The 20,170-nt window shown below is 69.8% G+C and carries 22 protein-coding genes and 1 riboswitch; of the genes, 14 read left to right on the forward strand and 8 right to left on the reverse strand.

Annotated elements, in window-relative coordinates:
- The first annotated feature begins 222 nt into the window (after positions 1-222).
- Entirely contained in the window at positions 223-465 is a 243-nt protein-coding gene (locus ACQP2O_RS05045) for an SHOCT domain-containing protein (protein WP_433180323.1), read from the forward strand.
- A gap of 29 nt (positions 466-494) precedes the next feature.
- On the opposite strand, the gene ACQP2O_RS05050 is transcribed toward ACQP2O_RS05045, so the two are convergent.
- Genes ACQP2O_RS05050 through ACQP2O_RS05060 form a run of 3 tightly spaced genes read right to left on the reverse strand, consistent with a single transcriptional unit; the run spans position 495 to position 3,214 of the window.
- On the reverse strand, positions 495-1,082 hold the full coding sequence (locus tag ACQP2O_RS05050; protein WP_433180325.1) for a MarR family winged helix-turn-helix transcriptional regulator: 588 nt from the start codon (positions 1,080-1,082) through the stop codon (positions 495-497).
- Positions 1,083-1,129: 47 nt separating this feature from the next.
- Positions 1,130-2,344, reverse strand: a complete 1,215-nt coding sequence (locus ACQP2O_RS05055) for a calcium:proton antiporter (RefSeq protein ID WP_433180327.1) — start codon at positions 2,342-2,344, stop codon at positions 1,130-1,132.
- 51 nt (positions 2,345-2,395) lie between these two features.
- Positions 2,396-3,214: an SAM hydrolase/SAM-dependent halogenase family protein gene (locus ACQP2O_RS05060; RefSeq protein ID WP_433180328.1), complete on the reverse strand. Its 819-nt coding sequence runs from the start codon at positions 3,212-3,214 to the stop codon at positions 2,396-2,398.
- A gap of 99 nt (positions 3,215-3,313) precedes the next feature.
- Between ACQP2O_RS05060 and ACQP2O_RS05065 the strand changes: the two genes are divergently transcribed.
- From ACQP2O_RS05065 to ACQP2O_RS05075, 3 genes are all read left to right on the forward strand, one after another.
- The gene (locus ACQP2O_RS05065) at positions 3,314-3,613 is read left to right on the forward strand and encodes a DUF3263 domain-containing protein (RefSeq protein ID WP_433180330.1); all 300 of its coding nucleotides are present in this window, start codon (positions 3,314-3,316) and stop codon (positions 3,611-3,613) included.
- A gap of 394 nt (positions 3,614-4,007) precedes the next feature.
- Positions 4,008-4,823, forward strand: coding sequence for a trehalose-phosphatase (gene otsB / locus ACQP2O_RS05070; protein WP_433180332.1), 816 nt, complete (start codon positions 4,008-4,010; stop codon positions 4,821-4,823).
- 82 nt (positions 4,824-4,905) lie between these two features.
- Entirely contained in the window at positions 4,906-5,319 is a 414-nt protein-coding gene (locus tag ACQP2O_RS05075) for a hypothetical protein (protein WP_433180333.1), read from the forward strand.
- Between the two features lie 120 nt (positions 5,320-5,439).
- On the opposite strand, the gene ACQP2O_RS05080 is transcribed toward ACQP2O_RS05075, so the two are convergent.
- Together ACQP2O_RS05080 and ACQP2O_RS05085 are read right to left on the reverse strand one after the other, a co-directional pair.
- Entirely contained in the window at positions 5,440-5,991 is a 552-nt protein-coding gene (locus ACQP2O_RS05080) for a PadR family transcriptional regulator (protein WP_433180335.1), read from the reverse strand.
- Between the two features lie 41 nt (positions 5,992-6,032).
- Positions 6,033-8,036, reverse strand: a complete 2,004-nt coding sequence (locus ACQP2O_RS05085; protein WP_433180337.1) for a protein kinase domain-containing protein — start codon at positions 8,034-8,036, stop codon at positions 6,033-6,035.
- Between ACQP2O_RS05085 and ACQP2O_RS05090 the strand changes: the two genes are divergently transcribed.
- Positions 8,035-8,586, forward strand: coding sequence for an RNA polymerase sigma factor (locus ACQP2O_RS05090; protein ID WP_433180338.1), 552 nt, complete (start codon positions 8,035-8,037; stop codon positions 8,584-8,586). The two genes, ACQP2O_RS05085 and ACQP2O_RS05090, sit on opposite strands and share 2 nt — an antisense overlap.
- On the opposite strand, the gene ACQP2O_RS05095 is transcribed toward ACQP2O_RS05090, so the two are convergent.
- Entirely contained in the window at positions 8,577-10,007 is a 1,431-nt protein-coding gene (locus ACQP2O_RS05095) for an alpha,alpha-trehalose-phosphate synthase (UDP-forming) (protein WP_433180340.1), read from the reverse strand. The two genes, ACQP2O_RS05090 and ACQP2O_RS05095, sit on opposite strands and share 10 nt — an antisense overlap.
- A gap of 213 nt (positions 10,008-10,220) precedes the next feature.
- Positions 10,221-10,388: riboswitch (SAM riboswitch) on the forward strand.
- Positions 10,389-10,403: 15 nt separating this feature from the next.
- Here ACQP2O_RS05095 and thrC point away from each other — a divergent pair.
- From thrC to groL, 4 genes are all read left to right on the forward strand, one after another.
- Complete coding sequence (gene thrC, locus ACQP2O_RS05100; protein ID WP_433180341.1) at positions 10,404-11,648, forward strand: threonine synthase; 1,245 nt, start codon at positions 10,404-10,406, stop codon at positions 11,646-11,648.
- The gene (locus tag ACQP2O_RS05105; protein ID WP_433180342.1) at positions 11,645-11,923 is read left to right on the forward strand and encodes a MoaD/ThiS family protein; all 279 of its coding nucleotides are present in this window, start codon (positions 11,645-11,647) and stop codon (positions 11,921-11,923) included. Before thrC ends, ACQP2O_RS05105 begins: the two co-directional genes overlap by 4 nt.
- 403 nt (positions 11,924-12,326) lie before the next feature.
- Positions 12,327-12,527, forward strand: a complete 201-nt coding sequence (locus ACQP2O_RS05110; protein WP_360889047.1) for a cold-shock protein — start codon at positions 12,327-12,329, stop codon at positions 12,525-12,527.
- 432 nt (positions 12,528-12,959) lie between these two features.
- Entirely contained in the window at positions 12,960-14,591 is a 1,632-nt protein-coding gene (groL, locus tag ACQP2O_RS05115; protein ID WP_433180344.1) for a chaperonin GroEL, read from the forward strand.
- 137 nt (positions 14,592-14,728) lie between these two features.
- Here the strand turns inward: groL and ACQP2O_RS05120 are convergent, their stop codons facing one another.
- Entirely contained in the window at positions 14,729-15,229 is a 501-nt protein-coding gene (locus ACQP2O_RS05120; protein WP_433180346.1) for an HXXEE domain-containing protein, read from the reverse strand.
- A gap of 59 nt (positions 15,230-15,288) precedes the next feature.
- On the opposite strand from ACQP2O_RS05120, the gene ACQP2O_RS05125 reads away from it, so the two are divergent.
- The 3 genes from ACQP2O_RS05125 (at position 15,289) to ACQP2O_RS05135 (ending at position 17,479) form a co-directional block, all read left to right on the forward strand.
- Positions 15,289-15,861: a TetR/AcrR family transcriptional regulator gene (locus ACQP2O_RS05125; protein WP_433180348.1), complete on the forward strand. Its 573-nt coding sequence runs from the start codon at positions 15,289-15,291 to the stop codon at positions 15,859-15,861.
- Positions 15,862-15,895: 34 nt separating this feature from the next.
- Positions 15,896-16,486, forward strand: a complete 591-nt coding sequence (locus ACQP2O_RS05130) for an LURP-one-related/scramblase family protein (RefSeq protein WP_360889035.1) — start codon at positions 15,896-15,898, stop codon at positions 16,484-16,486.
- An 81-nt stretch (positions 16,487-16,567) separates the two neighbouring features.
- Positions 16,568-17,479 carry an EamA family transporter gene (locus ACQP2O_RS05135; RefSeq protein WP_433190935.1) on the forward strand — a complete coding sequence of 304 codons (912 nt, stop codon included), beginning with the start codon at positions 16,568-16,570 and terminating at the stop codon, positions 17,477-17,479.
- A 10-nt stretch (positions 17,480-17,489) separates the two neighbouring features.
- On the opposite strand, the gene ACQP2O_RS05140 is transcribed toward ACQP2O_RS05135, so the two are convergent.
- The gene (locus ACQP2O_RS05140; RefSeq protein ID WP_433180350.1) at positions 17,490-18,188 is read right to left on the reverse strand and encodes a TetR/AcrR family transcriptional regulator; all 699 of its coding nucleotides are present in this window, start codon (positions 18,186-18,188) and stop codon (positions 17,490-17,492) included.
- A 119-nt stretch (positions 18,189-18,307) separates the two neighbouring features.
- Here ACQP2O_RS05140 and ACQP2O_RS05145 point away from each other — a divergent pair, with 119 nt between their 5' ends.
- Both ACQP2O_RS05145 and ACQP2O_RS05150 read left to right on the forward strand, forming a co-directional pair.
- Positions 18,308-18,760: a nitroreductase family deazaflavin-dependent oxidoreductase gene (locus ACQP2O_RS05145; protein ID WP_433180352.1), complete on the forward strand. Its 453-nt coding sequence runs from the start codon at positions 18,308-18,310 to the stop codon at positions 18,758-18,760.
- Positions 18,761-18,942: 182 nt separating this feature from the next.
- A complete protein-coding gene (locus ACQP2O_RS05150; protein ID WP_433180354.1) occupies positions 18,943-20,160 on the forward strand; it encodes an RNA-guided endonuclease InsQ/TnpB family protein in 1,218 nt (405 codons plus the stop codon).
- Positions 20,161-20,170: the final 10 nt, after the last annotated feature.

A 20,170-nucleotide genomic window follows, 5' to 3' on the forward strand; every position in this document is an offset into this window, starting at 1 on the left:
TGGCGGAAATGCCAGGTCGGGGGCGCGTGCCGGTCCGGGTACCTTTCTCGTCGCGAGAAGGACGCCGGGCCCGGTCTCCGCTGGTCCGCGAGCTGTGCGTCGTGCGCCCTTCCCCGGCGACCGGCCTGATCCCGAGCCGGTTCCGTCTGCTCCACCCGGCGTACGCCGGAAGCCTCCCGCCGTATGACGACCACCAGGGAGACCCGGGCGCACGATCGGGGCATGGAAACGATGATCCTCGCCGGGCACGGTCCCTGGCACCACGAAGGCGGCCCTGGCTGGTGGCCCGTCATCCCTCTCGCGTTCGGTCTCTTCTGGCTGCTAGTCCTCGGCGGAGGCGGCTACCTGCTCTGGCGGCGTACGAAGTCGCCGGCGAAGGCGGAGTCCGTCCTCGCCGAGCGCTACGCGCGGGGCGAGATCGACGAGGAGGAGTACCGCGAGCGGCTGGCCGTCCTGCGCTCCTGACTCCCGTCAGAATCCGGCGGCGGCTCGGCTCACCGGGGTGTGGTCTCGTGGGGCCGTTCGGTGCCTGGAGCCGTGGGGGCGTCCTCGAGCTGGTCGGCGGGCGAGCCGGCCGCCTCGAGGAGCCTGCCGGCTCCCGTCTGGTCGATGGGGATGCTCGCCGCGGCGTCGCTGAAACGCCGCAGAAGGCGGGCGAACTGGATGCGCTCCTCCGGGGCCCAGTCGGCGACGAGCTGGCGAATGAAGTTCCGCCGGAACTCATCGGCCATCTGCTTGATCCGCCGACCGGCGTCGGTCAGCTGAAGGTGGGCGCGCCGGGCGTCGACGGGGGATGCCTGGCGGGAGACGAACCCCCCGTCGATGGCGTGGCCGACGAGCCGGCTCGCGGTCGACGGGTCGACATCGAGGTGCTCGGCGACGGCACCGACGGTGACGTCACCGTGCTCCTCGCTCTGTCGGCAGATGGCGTAGATCACCATCAGGTTGGACAGCTGGATGCCCTGTCCCTGCTCACATTCCTCACGGAGCCGCCGTAGCAGCTGCGGTTTGATCCACAGCCTGCGCAGCTGGAAGGCGGCCTGCTCGATCTCCGCGACGCTCGCGTCGATGTCGGTACCCACACCGTCACAGTAATTGAGCCCGTGCTCCGAGCCCGCATCCAACGAGATCATCCCCACCAGAACGCCGTGGCGATGATTCCGTACAGCACCATCAGCGTCGCGCCCTCAAGCCAGTTCGACTCTCCGTCGAGCACCACCAGAACGGTGATCACCACGGCCATGATCAGGACTGCGATCAGCAGCGGGGAGAGCACCAGGGTGAACGACGCGCCGACCAGCGGGGAGAGCAGGACGAGCGCGGGGGCGACGACCAGGGCGATCTGCAGCGGACTCTGGAGGATGACCGACAGGGCGTGGTCGGACTGGTTCTTGAGGGCGAACTGGATGCCGACGACGTTCTCGACGGCGTTTCCGGCGATCGCCACGATGACGAGACCGGCGAACGCCTGGGAGATGCCGAGGGCGTCCATGGCGGGCTCCAGGGCGGCCACGAACCAGTCGGAGACGAACGCCGCGCCGACTCCGGTCAGCGCCAGCATGATCAGGGAGACGGGCAGGGGCCACGACGACCCGTGGGACGAGCCCTCCGCGTCGCCGGCCTTCGCGGTCACGGCCGCGTCGACCTTCTCCGCGGTCTCGACGGTGCCACCGACGGCCTGAGCCGCCGGGGCGCCGCCGACGGCCGCAGCCGTCTCTCCGGCCCCGCCGACGGCCGGAGCCGTCGCCCCGGCGGGCGCCTCATTGGACTTCTGCCGCTTGATCGCACTGGGGAGCGAGGCCACGAACAGTCCCAGCAGCAGGATCGACACCACGACGGACAGGTCGCGTTCGTGCAGGGCCGCTTTCGTCGCATGAGAGCCGAGCGCCGCGGTCAGGGACGGGACCAGCAGCGCCGCCACCGACAGCGTGAGCAGCATCGAGAGCGTACGGGCGGCGTCGCTGCCGAACTTCTGCGGCCCGTGCTTGACGCCTCCGAGCAGGAACGCCAGGCCCAGCACGAGCAGGACGTTAGCGAGGATGGAGCCGACGATCGTGGCTGTCGCGACGCCGTACAGCTTCTTCTGCAGCGCGAACAGGACGACGAACAACTCGGGGAGGTTCCCCAGCGCGCTCTGGACGACCCCGGTCGCGCCCGCACCGAGATGCTCGGCCAGGTTCTCGACGCTACGGCCGACCAGGGTGGCCAGGAGCGCGAGCGCGAGCGCCGCGACCACGAAGGGGACGACGGTCCCGCCGATCTTGCCGAAATGCGTGACGCCGGCCGCGATGGCCGCCACCGCAGTGACGATCATCAGGCGCCAGTCCGAGCGCGAAAAAACCATGGGGGAGATCATGCCGCAATCGGACCTGCGGTTTTGACGGTTTGTTGACCTTTAGTGCATCGATGGGGCGGTGACGGAGACGCGGACGTGCGCCCCCGGCGGCAGGCCCAGGCGCTGGGCGGCGTTTCCGGAGTTCACTGCGAGAGCGAGGCATCCCGCGGAGTCGACGTAGGCCACCAGCTCCCCGGGCGGCGCCGCGGCGAACGTCTCGCCGTACGGCACGGTGAGGGTGCGGCGCCCGAGCGTCATGGTCAACGACGTGCCGCTCACCGCGCCGATCCGGTGCAGGTCGTCGGCGGTCACGGAGAGCTGGACGTTCCCGAACCGGTCGACGGTCAGCACCTCGCCGTCGGCGGTGCCCTCCTGGACGCGGCGCGTCGGCCGGGGAAGCATCACGAGGTCGGCGGCGTCGAACTCCGTGCCGACCGCCGCGACGTCCAGCCCCGCCGCGAGGTGGGCCGCCACCGGCGAGAACATGTCCCGGCCGTGGAACGTGGCCGACAGGGGCTCGAGCCACAGCTTGGAGTTGGTCAGCTCGAACGCCCGCGCTCCGCTGTCGGGCAGCGACCACGACAGCAGCCCGTTGTCCGGCCCGACGAAGATCCGGTCGCCCGCGGCGACCGCGACCGCCCGCCGCGACGTGCCCACGCCGGGATCGACGATCGCCACGTGCACGCCATCGGGGAGGTACGGCACGGTCTGGGCGAGGATCGCCGCACCACGGCGCACGTCACCGGGAGGGACGAGGTGGGTGATGTCGACGATGCGGGTGCTCGGAGAGATGCGTGAGATGACTCCGTGACAGGCGGCGACGAAGCCGTCCTCCAGCCCGTAGTCGGTCAGCAGCGTTACGCAGTTGGTGAGCGCCACGGTTGAAGAGTACGTCGAGGCCGGTCCCGGAGAACACCGCCAACCAGCCGCCGATCACGCGTAGCATGACAGCCCCCCGACCCGTACAGAGGGGACCTGATGCAACCGGCGAACGCCCGGGGCGATGGCCCTGACAAAGACAAAGACGGCCGCCTGACCCAGCGCGACCGGGAGATCCTCGACTTCGAACGACAATGGTGGAAGCACGCGGGCGCGAAGGAACAGGCGATCCGCGAGCTGTTCGACATGTCGTCGACCCGCTACTACCAGCTCCTCAACCAGCTGATCGACCGGCCCGAGGCCCTGGAGCACGACCCCATGCTCGTGAAGCGGCTCCGCCGGCAGCGATCCGCGCGGCAGCGCCAGCGGGCCGCGCGCCGGCTCGGCATCCGGACCTGACCGCCCGAAGCGGCCCGGAGGGCCGACCTTCCGGGTGTATCGCGTTCACGGTGACCTCGATACCCGCCTCGCGCAGCGCCTTGGGTGGGTCTGGTCGTTCGGCTTCGGTGCCGTCGAGGGGCCGCCGTTCGTCGTCGGAGAGTTCGCGCTTCGGTGGCGTCGAGGGGCCGGCGGATGGTGCGCGGGTCGCCATCGCGACGGCGGCCGGCTGATCGGGTGCCTCGGCGGCCGTGGGCGGTGGGTGATCCGGCGTGGATTGATCCGCGACCGGGACGGCCGTACGGGCGGCGGCCGTCGGCGGCGCGTCGTAAAGTGGCGTGACCGGCCGATGACGGACCGTACGCCGCCGTAACCGGCCGCGACGGGATCGCCAACCGAACGAGAGGGACGATCGATGAGCGCCGCCTCCCTGGAAGCACAGACGACCGCCGGAGCCGAGGGCCTGTCCGCGATCCGTGCCCGCCCGCGGCAGGCGCTGATCGGCTTCGATTTCGACGGAACACTCTCGCCCATCGTCGACGACCCGGCGGAGGCGCGCGCTCACCCCGGTGTCGCGCCGGCGCTGCGCCGGCTGGCGCCGCTCGTCGGCACGATCGCCGTCATCACGGGCCGTCCGGCCGCGACCGCCGTCGAGCGCGGCGGGTTCGAGGGCATTGAGAACCTCCTGGTCCTCGGCCAGTACGGCCGGGAGCGCTGGGAGAACGGCGTCCTGGAGGTTCCGGAGCCGCCGCCCGGGGTCGCGGAGGTCCGCGCCAAGCTTCCCCAGATCCTCCAGAACGCCCCGGAAGGCGTCACGATCGAGGACAAGGGGCTCGCGCTGGCGGTGCACACCCGGCGCGCCGCCGAGCCGCAGGTCGCCCTGGATCGGCTGCGCAGCATCGTCGCGGCCCTGGCCGAGCGCACCGGCCTCGCCGTCGAGCCGGGCCGCTTCGTGCTGGAGCTGCGCCCGCCCGGCATGGACAAGGGCGGGGCGCTTCGGGCGCTGGTCGCCGAGCGCGGCGCTTCGTCCGTGCTGTTCGGCGGCGATGACCTCGGGGACCTCGCGGCGTTCGACGCGATCGAGGCGCTGCGCAAGGAGGGCGTCCCCGGCGTCAAGGTGTGCAGTTCCTCCGACGAGGTCACCGCCGTGGCCGAGCGCGCGGATCTCGTGGTCGACGGCCCGGCGGGTGTGGCCAGTGTGATCGAATCGCTCGCGAGCGAATTGGCGTAACGGTAGAGTCGTCGCCCCAACCGTCCGACAACGGACGAAATGCCCGATTCCGGGTATAGGTGACGACCGAAAGGGTAGCCCGGTGGCCATTCGCAAGGAGACCATCAAACAGCAGGCCAGTGAAATGGTGGTCCAGGCCATGCAGCCCGGCGACCAGATCGTCAGCGGCGTGTACGCCATCACCGGCCCGAGCCCGTGGCTGATGAACCAGCTCGGCCTGCTCGGCCAGTTCTTCATCGACTACTACTTCGTCGCCGTCACCCGCCAGCAGGTCATCTTCGTCAAGATGAACCGCATGACGAACCGGCCCAAGGAGATCTCCTACGCCGTTCCGCTCCAGGCCGTCCAGATCTCCGACTACAAGCGCAGCGCGCTGTGGAGCTCGTTCCGCTACGCCGTGCCGAACGCGCCCAAGCCGATCCGGCTCAACGTCCACCGCATCTGGCGGCAGGAGCTCGACGCCCTGGTCAACGCGTTCGGCGTGCCGGCCGCCTGACCTCGCGACCGCGCGTATGCGCGCCTCCGGCCAGGCCCGGCAGGCGATCGCCCGATGAGAACGCCTCTGGACGGCCCGTGGCCGACCGGAGGCGTTTTCTCGTGCTGTGTGATGCCGAGGTCAGTCCTCGTCGTCGGCGAGGATGCCGTACAGGCGGCGCCGCGCGTCGTTGATGACCTCGAGGGCGCGTTCGCGCTGGTCCTCGTTGCCGGCGTGCATGACCTGCCGGATCGCCATCATCAGCTGGCCCATCGCGGTGTGGACGTGCGTGGCGGCGGCCCCGGCGTCCTCGGTGATCTCCGCCCACGGCGGCGTCCGCCCGGCCGACTCGGCCTCACCGCGGCCGGCGTCCGTCAGCGCGAACAGCCGCTTGCCGGACGACTCCTGCCCGGAGATGAGCCCTTCGTCCTCCAGCAGCTGCAGCGTCGGGTACACCGACCCCGGGCTGGGCCGCCAGATCCCGCCCGTGCGGGTCGCCAGCTCCTGGATCATCTCGTAGCCGTGCATGGGGCGCTCGGCCAGCAGCGCGAGGATCGCGGCCCGCACGTTGCCGCGTTTCGTACGGCGCCCGCCGCGCCCGCCGCGGCCGCGCGGACCGAACCCGGGCCCGAAGCCCGGCCCCCAGTCACCGAACGCCGCGCGTTCCTCACGGTGCCGTGATCCTCTGCGCATGACCTCTCCCGACGATGTTCGACGATATATCGTACGGTCGGTCAGCCCTTGGTCTGGATGCTGTCCAGGATCTTCTTGGTCAGGTCGGGCGGTCCGGCCAGCTTCACGCGCACCCACATCGCGTACTTCCCGCTCGCGTCCTTCAGGCCCACCTCGTTGATCGTGATCGTGCCGCAGTGCCACGGGTTGATCTGCCCGCTCAGCGTGCCGTGGTGGTACGGCTGCGCGGCGCCGGCGGTGCACTTGAGGCGATGCCGCCCCAGACCGGGCGGCGGCAGGGTGGCGTTCAGGTCGTGGGTGAGCCCCGCGAAGACGCCCGGCGTCGGGACGTCGTCCTTGACGAACTGGGCGTAGTCGGGGGTGGCGCGCAGCGCGGGCGCGTTCGCTCGGTCCGTCACCGCGATCGGCCAGGTGGTGTGATCGGTCTGCAGCTTCCAGGTCGGCGGCACGCGGATGCTCAGGCGGTGCGTCACGTCGGTCACCGTGACGAGGCCGTCCCCGGGCTTGCCGTGTGACTTCGAGGAACCGGTGAGCTTGCCGATCGCGAAGGCGCCCCCACCGCCGACGACCAGCACTGCGGCGAGGCCGGCGACGACGATCAACCGCTTGCGGCTCGCCGGGCCGGCGGGTGTTCTGCCGCCCGTGCCACCGGAGCGGTGCGACCCGGACGTCTTGGGGCCGGTGCCGCGAGGCCCTCCGATCGGCAGGTCGACGACCGTGTCGTTGCCGACGTCGGCCGGAGGCGGCGTGTTGATCGTCCGGTCCCGCGCGTTCTCGTACGGCGGCGCCGAACCCGGATCCTCCACCGGCGGGACCCGGACCGTACGGTCCGACGGCCCCGTGGAACCGGGGGCGCCCGGGATCGGGTGGACGTAGAGCGTCCCCCCCGGCACCGGACCGTCCTCCGGGTGGCCTGCGGAGGGGTCGTCCGGGATCGGAGTGACCCGGACCGTACGGTCCGGCGGAGGCCCGCCGCCCGGGCCGTCCGTGGAGGCGTCCGGGATCGGGGGGACGTCGAACGTACGGTCCGGCGGTGGCCCGCCCTCCGGGCCGGGGTCGTCCGGGATCGGGTGGCCGCGGAGCGTACCCCCCGCCGGGCCGCCGGGCGACACGCCCGGGGTCCATCCACCGCCCGATCCGGAGTCCGCCGTCGTCGCCATGTCGCCGGTCTCGGGATCGTCGCGCAGCGTGGCGTCGTCGACGGACATCAGCGGGACGCTCAGGGCGGCCGCGAACGCCTCGGCGGACGGCCAGCGGCGCTCCCGATCGCCTTCCAGGGCCCGCATCACGATCTCGTCGACGGCCGGGGGGAGACCGGGCCGCGCCGCGCTCGGCGGAGCCTCCACCGGCGCCGGACCCGGGGCATCGCCGGTGAGGAGGTGGAACGTCAGCGCGCCCAGCCCGTACACGTCGGCCCGGACGTCGAGGCCGCCGCCGAAGCGGGCCTGTTCGGGCGACATGTAGCCCGGGGTGCCCACCGGCATCGTGAACGCCCCGGAGGCGTGCGCGAGCGCCTTGGCGAGCCCGAGGTCGGCGATGAGCAGGCGTTCGCCGCCATCGGTGGTCGACTGGAACAGGACGTTCGACGGCTTGAGATCACGGTGGATCACGCCGAGCCGGTTGATGACCTCCACCCCGTGGGAGATCTCGATGGCCAGCCGCAGCGCCTCGGAGATCGGGATCTCCCGCGCCCGCATCCGGTCCGCGAGCGTGCCACGGTCGGCGTACGACATGACGAAGTAGGGCCGGCCGTCCTCCAACTCCCCGATGTCGTGCACGCGCACCAGGCGTTCGGAGTCGGCGCGGCGCAGGATCTTGGCCTCTTCCAGGAAGCGACTTCGTACGTCGAGGTCGTCGATTAGCCCCCCGGCCAGCACCTTCACGGCCACGGGGGCATCGAGCAACTCGTCTCGGGCCAGCCAAACGGAAGCGAATGCTCCGGACCCAAGAACACGATCGATTCGGTAACGGCCGACGGCGGAAGGCATGGACACCCCCGTATCATGCCCAATATCGGGGCTATAGCGAGGGCGAGGCGGCTTCATGGCGTACGACGAGCGGACCGAAGAACTGGCGGAGCGGGCCGCTAAAGGTGACTCAGCGGCGTTGAACGAACTACTTAGAGTCATCGAATCTGACGTTTTGCGTCACTGCTCCCGGTTTCTCCCGTGCCGGCAGGACGCCGAGGAGGCGTGCCAGGACGCGCTCATGCAGGTCGCGCGCAACATCGGGCGGTTCGAGGGCCGTTCGCGGTTCAGCACGTGGCTGCACGTCGTCGTGGCCAACTCCGCGCGCTCGACGTACCGCTCGCTCAAGCGCCGGTCGGTGGAGCAGGCGGGCGAGCTGCCCCAGCAGCGCCCGGACCCGCACCGTACGAGCGTCATCGCCGGTTCGCGCGTGGACATCCTCGAGGCGATGGAGGATCTGGAGCGTCGCAAGCCGGACCTCATCGAGGCCCTGGTGCTGCGCGACGTGTCCCAGCTGGAGTACAGCGAGATCGCCCAGCAGCTCAACCTGCCCCTGGGCACGGTGAAGTCCCGGATCCACGAGGCGCGCAAGCAGTTCCGGCAGTCGCTCGGCGACGACTACAGCTGACCGTCCAGGGCGGCGAGCTGGGCGCCGAACCACTCCTGGGGAGGCAGGGTCGTCGCGGCGGCGGTCAGCCGGGCGCAGCGCTCGGCGCGCTCGTCGGGCGGCATGAGCAGCGCCTGGTTCAGCGCCTCGGCGGTCTGTGACACGTCGAACGGGTTGATCATCAGGGCGTCGTCGTCCATCTCGGCGGCGGCCCCGGCCTCTCGGGACAGCACGAGGGCGCAGCCCCGCTCCGACAGCACCGGCCCTTCCTTGGCGACGAGGTTCATGCCGTCCCGGATCGGGTTGACCAGGAGGACGTCGGCCAGGCCGTACGCCGCCAGAGAGCGTGGATAGTCGTCGTTGACCTGCAGGATCAGCGGCTCCCACGTGCCGTCCCCGAACTCGTCGGAGATCTCGGCGGCGATCCGCTGCACTGCGGCGGTGTACTCGCGGTACTCCGGCAGGTCGTGGCGGGAGGGGTAGGCGAAGGCCAGGTGCACCACCCGGCCGTGCCACTCCGGGTGCTTGGCGAGCAGCTCGCGGTAGGCCGCGAGCCCCCGCACGATGTTCTTGGACAGCTCCGTACGGTCGATCCGCACGATGAGTCGGCGGTCGCCGACCTGCTCGCGCAGGGCCTTCTTGCGGGCCTGCACATCGGGTTCGGCGGCGCGTGCCCGGAGGGAGTCGCCGTCGATCCCCAGCCCGTGCACGCCGATGCGGGTGACGCGACCGGCGTGGGTGACGGTGCGCGCCACCGGGTCGACCTTCGCCTGCAGGACGGCGGCGCAGCAGTCGATGAACGCGTCGGCCCAGCGCTGGGCGTGGAACCCGGCGTGGTCGGCGCCGAGGATGCCCTCGAGGACCTCCCGCCCGATGTCGTCCGGCAGCAGGCGGTAGTACTCCGGCGGGGCCCACGGCGTGTGCGCGAAGTGGACGATCTTCAGGTCGGGGCGGCGCTCGCGCAGCATCCCGGGGGCGAGCGTCAGGTGGTAGTCCTGGATCGCGACCTTCGCGCCCGGCCGCGCGTCCCGGGCCAGCGCGTCGGCGAACGCCGCGTTGTACGCCTCGTAGGACTGCCAGTCCCGCCGGGACCGCGCGTCGAAGTGCGGCGTGTTCGGGCTGTCGTACAGCATGTGATGGACGAACCAGAGTGTGGAATTGGCCACGGCGTTGTAGGCGCGGTGGAAGGTGCCGGCCGGGATGTCCAGCATTCGGACGGCGCCGGCGCCGTAGGCGTCCAGCCGGCCGTCCTCCACGCGGCGGGCCGCGGCGCGGTCGGCGTCCGACAGCGCCGCGCAGACCCACAGGATGTCACCGCCCAGACCCGCCAGGGCCGAGACGAGACCGCCGCCGCCACGCCGCATGGACAGCGTGCCGTCGTCGGCGAGCGCGAAGGACACCGGACCGCGGTTGGAAGCGACGAGGACCTGCGAGTCACCCATGAAGGGAGCGTAACCGGCCGGGGTTGAGGAGGGTCGAAGAAGGTCGAATGGTGGGCGGTTCGGGACGTCGTCCCGCCGATACGTCGTCGCGTGACCGGGCCTCTCGTGGCGCTTCGCGGCCCGGCGTACGGCTCCGGCGGTGTCTCGCGACCTGAGACGCGCTTGGCGGGGAACCGGTCAGTCACGTATACAAGTCAACAGACAACTTCATAAAGCTCATCCAGAGGGGTGGAGGGACCGGCCCGTTGAAGCCCCGGCAACCCTCCCGGATATGCGGTTACCCGCGTGCTTCGCACGCGTCCGACTCGCGCTGACAGCGAGGCCGCCCGGGACAGGTGCCAACTCCGGCTCGTGACCAAGGTGGCACGGGAAAGATGAGGAGAGAGGCCTCGCTCCATGTCGCAGTCCGCTGCCCGCAATCTCGGCCCCGCGACCGCACTGACGTGCCGTGAATGCGGTGAATCCTACGATCTGGGCCCTCGCTACGCCTGCGAGCTCTGTTTCGGCCCACTGGAAGTCTCCTACGATCTCGCCGGCGTGACCCGGGAGCAGATCGAGTCCGGCCCGCGCAACATCTGGCGCTACCGCGGCCTGCTGCCCGTTCCGTCGAACGTCGTCGACACGCCCAACACCGAGCCCGGCTTCACCCGCCTCGTACGCGCCGACAACCTCGCCGAGTCGCTGGGGCTGCGGTCGCTGTGGGTCAAGGACGACAGCGGCAACCCGACCCACTCGTTCAAGGACCGGGTCGTGGCGGTGGCGCTGGCCGCCGCCCGTGAGCTCGGTTTCAAGGTCCTGGCCTGCCCGTCCACCGGCAACCTCGCCAACGCGGTCGCCGCCGCGGCGGCGCGTGCCGGCATCCGCAGCGCCGTGTTCGTGCCGTCCGACCTCGAACGCCAGAAGATCGTCACGACGGCGGTGTACGGCGGGACGTTCGTCACCGTCGACGGCAACTACGACGACGTCAACCGGCTGGCCTCGGAGCTCGCGGGCGAGCAGGAGGACTGGGCGTTCGTCAACGTCAACGTCCGGCCGTACTACGCCGAGGGCTCGAAGACCATCGGGTACGAGATCGCCGAGCAGCTCGGCTGGCGGCTGCCCGAGCAGATCGTCATCCCGATCGCGTCCGGCTCCCAGCTCACGAAGATCGACAAGGCCTTCCAGGAGTTCATCAAGCTGGGCCTCGTCGAGGACCGGCCGTACAAGATCTTCGGAGCGCAGGCGACCGGCTGCTCGCCCGTCTCGGCGGCCTTCAAGGCGGGGCTCGACGTCGTCCAGCCCGTCAAGCCGGCCACGATCGCCAAGTCCCTCGCGATCGGCAACCCCGCCGACGGGCCGTACGTCCTCGACGCCGTACGCCGCACCGGCGGGGCCATCGAGGACGTCTCCGACGAAGAGGTCGTCGACAGCATCGCGCTGCTCGCCCGCACCGAGGGCATCTTCGGCGAGACGGCGGGCGGTGTCACGCTGGGCGCCCTCCGTAAGCTGCTGGCCGGCGGCGCACTCGACCCGGAAGCCGAGACCGTCTTCATCAACTCCGGCGACGGTCTCAAGACCCTGGACGCGGTGGCCCCGGTCGCCGTGCCGTCCGCGAACATCGCTCCGACCATCGAGGCATTCCGAAAGGCAGGTCTGGCGTGAGCTCGATCAGTGTCCGCATCCCGACGATCCTCCGGAGCTACACCGGAGGTGAGGCCGAGGTGAAGGCGACGGGCTCGACCGTGCGCGAGGTCGTCGCCGACCTGGAGACCAACTACTCCGGCATCGCGGCGCGCATCCTCGACGACAACGGCAAGATCCGGCGGTTCGTCAACGTCTACGTGGGCGAGGAGGACGTGCGGTTCGCCGACGGGCTCGACACGCCGACGCCGGACGGTGTCCAGATCTCCATCATCCCGGCCGTCGCCGGCGGCTGAGCCCTTCGCGGGGTGACGCCCCGTGGTCAGGACGTATCCGCGATCCCCGGTGGTCGCCGAGTCTACGGATTCGGTGACCACCGGGGATCGTGCGTTCGGCAGCCGAAACGACCGAGGTAGAGGCTCCCACTCCGCTCTGCCGCGCGGTAATTCGGGCTCACGTATACGGATTTATCGGTAGGCGTCGCGAGTTCCGTCTGCGGGATTCTCTTTTTGACCGACATCGGCCGCGCGCACTTCTCGGGTAAAGGCTGTTCCACGGACGGTAGCCGTGTGTAGGGTCGGCGATGGCCGCCGCAGCCGAGTCGGCGGGCGATCGGCGGGTTCCGCAGTGGTCCGGCGGGCTCGAATCAGTGGCCGTGGCCAATGGTCACGGGAATTGCCCTGGTGGGAGTTGTTAGGAATGGCGCAAGGCACCGTCAAATGGTTCAACGCGGACAAAGGCTACGGCTTCATCGCGGTCGACGGTGGCAGGGATGTGTTCGTGCACTACTCGGCCATCCAGTCGGATGGCTACCGCAGCCTCGAGCAGGGGCAGCGGGTCGAGTTCGAGATCACACAGAGCGACCGGGGTCCCCAGGCGGACGCCGTGCGGGCGCTCTGAGTCCCATAGCCCGACGGAGGCCCGGCGCTTCGGCGCCGGGCCTCCGGCCGTCCGAACGCCTCCCCCGCTCGGCCCGCCGGCCGTGAGCGGCCCGCTCCGGCCGTCGCCGTGCGGGTCTCCGGGCTCCCAGTTGTACGCGCGGTCGAGGCCCTGGCGTAACCCCGCAGACCTGGCGTTATAGCGTGCTGGGGGAGGGTGCCGGCGCGAAATGGCGAGAAGTTCACCCTGGTGAGAGGGGACCGCGCTTGCACTCTCGGGGGCAGAGTGCTAAACAAGCGGTTGGCACTCTACTCTTGAGAGTGCCAACGAAGTGATCGAGGCGATGAGGCCTCGTGCCCGGCGACGGCATGGAAGTCGTCGGACGGGGTCGTCCGTCGCGGGCGTCGACTCGATCCAGTGATAGCCACCCCGTTCCGGGAGGATCTGGAGCTTATGGCTGCAAAGATGATCGCGTTCGACGAGGACGCGCGACGCGGCCTCGAGCGCGGCATGAACCAGCTTGCCGACGCCGTGAAGGTGACCCTCGGTCCCAAGGGCCGCAACGTCGTTCTGGAGAAGAAGTGGGGCGCCCCCACGATCACCAACGACGGTGTATCCATCGCCAAGGAGATCGAGCTCGAGGACCCGTGGGAGAAGATCGGGGCCGAGCTCGTCAAAGAGGTCGCGAAGAAGACCGACGACGTAGCCGGTGACGGCACCACCACGGCCACCGTGCTGGCCCAGGCGCTGGTCCGCGAGGGCCTGCGCAACGTGGCCGCCGGCGCCAACCCGATGTCCCTGAAGCGGGGCATCGAGTCCGCCGTGGAGCGCGTCAGCGAGGAGCTCTCCAAGATCGCGAAGGACGTGGAGACCAAGGAGCAGATCGCTTCCACGGCCTCCATCTCCGCGGGCGACACCTCGATCGGCGAGATGATCGCCGAGGCGATGGACAAGGTCGGCAAGGAAGGCGTCATCACGGTCGAGGAGAGCCAGACCTTCGGTCTGGAGCTCGAGCTGACCGAGGGCATGCGCTTCGACAAGGGCTACGTGTCGCACTACTTCGTGACCGACCCGGAGCGTATGGAGGCCGTCTTCGACGACCCCTACATCCTCATCGTCAGCTCGAAGATCTCGGCCAACAAGGACCTCGTGCCGGTTCTCGAGCAGGTCATGCAGGGCGGCAAGCCGCTCGTCATCATCGCTGAGGACGTCGAGGGCGAGGCTCTGGCCACCCTGGTCGTCAACAAGATCCGCGGTGTCTTCAAGTCCGTCGCCATCAAGGCCCCGGGCTTCGGCGACCGCCGCAAGGCCATGCTGCAGGACATCGCGATCCTGACCGGTGGCCAGGTCATCAGCGAGGACATCGGCCTCAAGCTGGAGAACACCACGCTCGACATGCTCGGCCAGGCCAAGCGCATCGTGGTGACCAAGGACGAGACCACCATCGTCGATGGCGCCGGCAACCCCGACGACATCGCGGGCCGCGTCAACGAGATCCGCGCGGAGATCGAGAACTCCGACTCCGACTACGACCGCGAGAAGCTCCAGGAGCGCCTCGCCAAGCTGGCCGGCGGCGTCGCCGTCATCAAGGCCGGCGCGGCCACCGAGGTCGAGCTCAAGGAGCGCAAGCACCGCATCGAGGACGCCGTTCGCAACGCGAAGGCGGCCGTCGAGGAGGGCATCGTCCCCGGCGGTGGTGTCGCGCTGCTGCAGGCGAGCGCCAAGGCGTTCGACAAGATCGAGCTCGAGGGCGACGAGGCGACCGGTGCGTCGATCGTCAAGCGCGCCCTGGAAGAGCCGCTGAAGCAGATCGCGGTCAACGCCGGCCTCGAGGGCGGCGTGGTGGCCGAGAAGGTCCGCAACCTCGAGCCGGGTCAGGGCCTCAACGCCGCGACCGGCGACTACGTCAACATGTTCGACGCGGGCATCATCGACCCCGCGAAGGTGACGCGTTCGGCGCTGCAGAACGCCGCGTCCATCGCGGCGCTGTTCCTCACCACCGAGGCGGTCATCGCCGAGAAGCCGGAGAAGGAGAAGGCTCCGGCCGGCGACCCCTCCGGCGGCATGGGCGGCATGGACTTCTGAGTCCACTCGCTCAAGGGGCGGTCCTGTGTGCTGGGACCGCCCCTTTCGCATGCCCGCGCCGTCGCACGGAGCGCCCTGAGTGCCGGGACCGGCGGTGTGGCCCGGAGCCGTGGTCCGTCGCGAGTCCGTCCGGAACGTCAGTCGTTGTCTCGGCCGGAGGCCGCGCGAGCGGTGGCGACGGCGAGGGGAGCGCAGGCGAGGATGCCGAGCGCGACCGGAATCGTGCGGCGCAGGCCGTGCCGGGAGATCGCGCCCTCCCGTACGGCGCTCCGCAGCACCGCGACCCCGATCGGCAGGTTGAGGCCCACGGCGGTGACGAGGCCGGGCGCGTAGCCGCGCGCGACGACGGCGGCGGGCACGTGGGGGAGCGCCACGTTGAGCAGTATCACCCCGGCCATGCCCGCGGGCAGGTACGGCTTCCAGGCGGCGGGCCGGCCCGTCGTCCCGACGGCGACCGCCGCCACGCCGAGCCCGGAGATCACCGTCATGAGCCCGTTGAGGGCGCCCTGGTCGAGCCGGCCCGCTTGGTCGAGCCGGCCCGCGAGACTCGGGAAACGGCGCATGGTGAGCGCCTCCTCGGTGTTGTGCAGCGCGAACGCGCCCGCCAGCGCCCAGGACCACCTCTTCCATCCGGCCATGACCATCTCCCTAACGAAACTGTGAGTAGCGTAAATAGCGTTCGGCATAATACGCAACTGTGAGTATCGGAAGGCCGCGGGACGCGGCTCGCGACCGCGCGATCCTGTCGGCGACGCTGGAACTCCTGGCCGAGGGCGGCTACCCCGCCCTCCGCGTCGACGACGTCGCCCGGCGCGCGGGAGTGGCCAAGACGACGATCTACCGTCGCTGGCCCTCGAAGGGTGAGATGGTCCTCGACGCGGTCGCCGCGCAGCTCGGGGACCGGTCGGTCGAGGAGACCGGCGACCCGCTGGCGGACCTGCGGCGGCTGCTCGAGGTGACGTACGAGCGGCTCGCCGAGACCGTCGCCGGCCGGGCCCTCCCGGCCCTCTCGGCCGAGCTCATGGCCGATCATGCCCTCGCCGAGGAGTACCGGAGGCGCTTCGTCCACCCGCTGCGGGACCGCGCGCGGACGCTCATCCGGCGGGCGGTCGACCAGGGGAGGCTACGCGGTGATGTGGACCCGGAACTGCTGATGGACGCCGTCGTCGGGCCGGCGCTGTATCGGCCGATCGCCCTCGGTGTCCCGGCCCCGGCCGCGTCGGCCTCGGCGATTTTCGACCTGGTGATCAGCGGAGCGGGCCATTCGTAAGCGTACGGAAGGTAAAAAACGTAAGCTTCTGCCCGTGGATCTCTTCAACTCCCCTGTTCTGCTCGTTGAGCAGCCTAAAAAAGTGTTCGCGGTCGAGTCGAAGTACACCGTCTTCAACGCCCAGGGCCAACCGGTCGCGATCGTCGGCGAGCCGAACCTGTCCGGGGGCAAGAAGGCGATGCGCTTCATGTTCTCGGATCTTTCGAACAACACGCGGCACACCCTGCACGTGATGCGCCCCGACGGCGCGCCGATGCTGATCATCGACAAGCCGTTCGCCCTGGCGACGCCGAAGGTGAAGATCACCTGGCCGAACGGCCAGCCGATCGGCGCCATCCAATGCCATTTCGGGCTCAAGCCGCGCTTCACGATGCTGGACCCGCAGGATCGCCAGATCGGCGAGATCCGCGGTGACTTCTTCGCCTGGGACTTCCGGGTCACCGACTGGCAGGGCGTCGAGGTCGCTCAGGTCAACAAGCAGTGGGAGGGCCTCGCCGCCGCCTGGTTCACGACGGCCGACCGCTACGCCGTCCAGATCCCGTACCAGCTGCCCGACCCGCTCCGCACCCTCGTCATCTCCACGGCCATCACCATCGACGTGGTCCTGCGAGAGAACAAGAAGTAACCGTAAGTCGGCCGACCGTTTGAAATCCTGAATCCGGCCCACCTGTCGACCGCATGATCATCGAGAATCCCTCTCGTGATCATGCGGAAGGCCGTCTCGTGGTCTTACTTCGTCGGCTCGGCGCTGTCCAGCTACCTTGGTCCGGCGCTCACGGTGGTGATGTTCGCGCGGCTCGCCCCGACCGGCACCGCGGCGCTCCGCATCTGGACCGGTGCTCTCGTGCTCGCCGTGTGGCGGCGCCCGTGGCGGACCCTGCGGGCCGCCGGCCCGGCCGGACGCCGCGTGATCGTGGCGTGGGGCGCCGTCCTCGGTCTGCTCAATCTCGCCTTCTATCAGGCGATCGCGATCCTGCCGCTGGGCACCGTGGCCGCGATCGAGTTCCTCCCGGTGATCGTCCTCGCGACGTTCGGCGCCCGTACTCCGCGGAACATCGCCGCGGTGCTCGCCGTCACCGCGGGCGTCGTGGTGCTGACCGACGCCCGGCTGACCGGGGCACCGCTCGGGTTCCTCTTCGCCTTCGTCGACGCGCTGACGTTCGCGCTCTACATCGTGGTCGCCCACCGGGCCGCACGGCGGCTGCCCGGACGGCTCGGCGGAATCGACGGGCTGGCGGCGGCGATGCTGGTCGCCTGCGTGGTCACCGCGCCGTTCGCGGTACGGGACGTCCTGCCGGCGCTCGCCGGCCCGCGCCCTCTCGCCGCCGCACTCGGCGTGGGCGTCGCCTCGGTCCTGCCGTACGTCTGTGACCAGCTGGCGATGGCCCGGATGGCGCGCTCGACGTACGCTCTGCTGCTCGCGCTGTTGCCCGCGACGGCCACAGTGGTCGGCGCGGTGGTGCTCCGGCAGTCACCCTCGCTCCTCGAGATCGCGGGACTGGCGGCCGTCATGCTCGGCGTCGCCGTCCACGAGCACGGCCCGGACGCCGAGACGCCACCCGAGGAACAGGCGATCGAAGAGGTCGCGCCCGCTTCGCCCGACCTGGTCGGCTCATAGCCGGGCACCCCTAGGGGAGGCCGAGTAGGTCGGCCATGCGGTCGACGGTGTGGTCGAAGAAGGCGTCGGCGGGGTCGAGGGCGTTGGCGTACTGGCCGAACAGTTCGAACGACACCATGCCGAACAGCTGCGTCCAGGCCACCGCGCCTCGGACGAGCAGGTGGCCGGGGATGTTCGGTCCGATGAAGGCGGCGATGCGGGTGGCCTGCTCGGTGAGGGCCGGTGGCAGGGGGTCCTCGCCGTCCGGGGCGGCCAGTGCGCCGGCCTCGTAGGCGTCGCGGATGACGGCCATGATGGCGATGGGTATGCGCGTGGCCGGCGCGATCGTCGTCTCGGGGGCCGCGTACCCGGGCACTGGTGAGCCGTAGACCAGCGCGTACTCGTGGGGATGTGCGGTCGCCCAGGCGCGTACCGTCCGGCAGATCGCCTGCCAGCGGGCGCGGAGGCCGGCCGGGGCCGCGGTCCGGTCGGCGGCCTCCACCTCGTCGGCGAGCGCCGAGTACGCGTCGATGATCAGTGCGGTGAGCAGGTCGTCGCGGCTGGCGAAGTAGCGGTACAGGGCCGAGGAGACCATGCCGAGCTCGCGGGCCACGGCGCGCAGCGACAGCCCCTGTGCGCCGGAGACAGCCAGCTGGCGGCGGGCCTCGTTCTTGATCTCCTGGGTCAGTTCGGCCCTCGCTCGCTCGCGGGCGGTACGACTCGCGCTCATGGGCACAGTCTTGCAGGGATGAGATCGGCGCACAAATTCGAGAGCAGTGCTCTTGCTTTGCGGACATCCGCTGATGCACACTGCTCTTAAGCGAGAGCACTGCTCACAAAGGAGTCGAGATGACCGCCGCCGCCACCGAACCCCGTCACGTCCAGGCAGCCGGGTTCGAGATCTACTTCAACAAGTTCGTGCACTTCCTGACGCGGAAGGGGATCAGCCTCTTCGGGACGCGGGTCCTCGCCGTCCGGGGTCGTACCAGCGGGGAGTGGCGCACCACCCCGGTCAACCTGCTGACCCACGACGGCACGCGCTATCTGGTCGCCCCGCGCGGCCACACCCAGTGGGTGCGCAACATCCGTGTCGCCGGCGGGGGCGAGCTTCGCCTGGGCCGCCGGGTCGAGTCGTTCACCGTGACCGAGTTGCCGGACGACCAGAAGCTCCCGCTACTGCGCAACTATCTTCGGCGGTGGGGCTGGGAGGTTGCCCGGTTCTTCGAAGAAGACATCAAGAACGCCGACGATGAGCGGCTCAAGGCGATCGCGTCCACCGTCCCGATCTTCCGCGTCGACTGAGTCCGATCTTCTCGCCGGTACGGCGTCGGCGTCGATGTGTTGGTGGAGCCGTGCTCCGTGAGGAAGGCCTTGCGGGTGGGCACTATGGCCCCAGTTGACTCTGTCGCGAGCGGCGACGGTAAGGCCGATGAGGCCAGCAACGCACACATGGCGACAATTGAGTAATGATACAGTCACGGACTGTGAAACTGGCGGTGCAGGTGAAGCTGTTGGTAATGCCTGAGCAGGCGGCAGCGCTGGCAGCAACCCTGCATGCCTGCAACGGCGCCGCCGGGCAGGCCTCACGGATCGCGTTCGAGCGGAGGGTTTTCTCTCGGATCCGGTTGCAGAAGCTGGCGTACACGGAGCTGAAGGCACAGGGGTTGTCGGCGCAGCCAGCGTTACATGTGATCCGCAAGGTCGCCGACGCGTACACAGCGCTGCACACTCAGATTCAGGCCGGCATCCTCGGCAAGGAAGGATCTGCCCGCCGCACCAAGGCCCAGACGGAACCGATCCGCTTCCGCCGAGATGCTGCCCAGCCATTCGATGATCGGTGTTTGTCGTGGCAGATGGACGCCCGCACGGTGTCGATCTGGACGGTGCACGGCCGGTGCAAGAATGTCGCGTTCACGGGCGAGCCGTCGCAACTGAAGATCCTGTCCGAGTACCGCAAGGGCGAGAGCGACCTGGTGCACCGGGACGGAAAGTGGTTCCTGCTCGCGACCTGCGAGATTCCTGAGGCGGAGCTGAATGCCAGCCCCACCGACTGGATCGGGGTTGACCGTGGGATCGCCAATCTCGCCACGACCAGCGATGGGGACAACCATCAGGGGCGTGGGCTGGAGCGGTATCGGCGGCGGATGGCCTGGGTGCGGGCTGAGTTGCAGGCCAAGGGCACCAAGTCCGCCAAACGCAAGCTCAAGCGGCGGGCGCGCCGGGAATCGCGCCACGCCGCACACGTGAATCATAAGATCGCTAAGACGGTGGTGGCCGATGCCCAACGCACCGGTCGCGGCATCGCCCTGGAAGACCTCCAGGGGATCCGTGACCGGGTACGGCTGACGCGGCACCAGCGGGCCACCCTCTCCTCCTGGCCGTTCCACCAACTGGGTGAGTTCATCGCCTACAAGGCCCGCCGCAAAGGCGTGCCCGTCTTGGTGGTGGATCCGGCCTACACCTCCCAGAGATGCCCGCGCTGCGGGCACGTCTCCCGCAAGAACCGTCCCTGCCGGGACGACTTTTGCTGCGTGGTCTGCGGGCTCGCTGGCCCGGCCGACCACATCGCCGCCGTGAACGTGCGCGTACGAGCACGGACGGCGTGGGCGTTCGTCAACACGCCGAATGCGGCCGTGTCACCGTCTCCGGGTCAGGGACAGTCACGAGCCGCAAAACCACCCTCTCCCGGGTTAGGTAGTTGACGCGGTGGGG

Origin of the sequence: Actinoallomurus sp. CA-150999 (assembly GCF_050942425.1) — a bacterium.
In the GTDB taxonomy this organism is placed as follows: Bacteria; Actinomycetota; Actinomycetes; order Streptosporangiales; family Streptosporangiaceae; genus Actinoallomurus.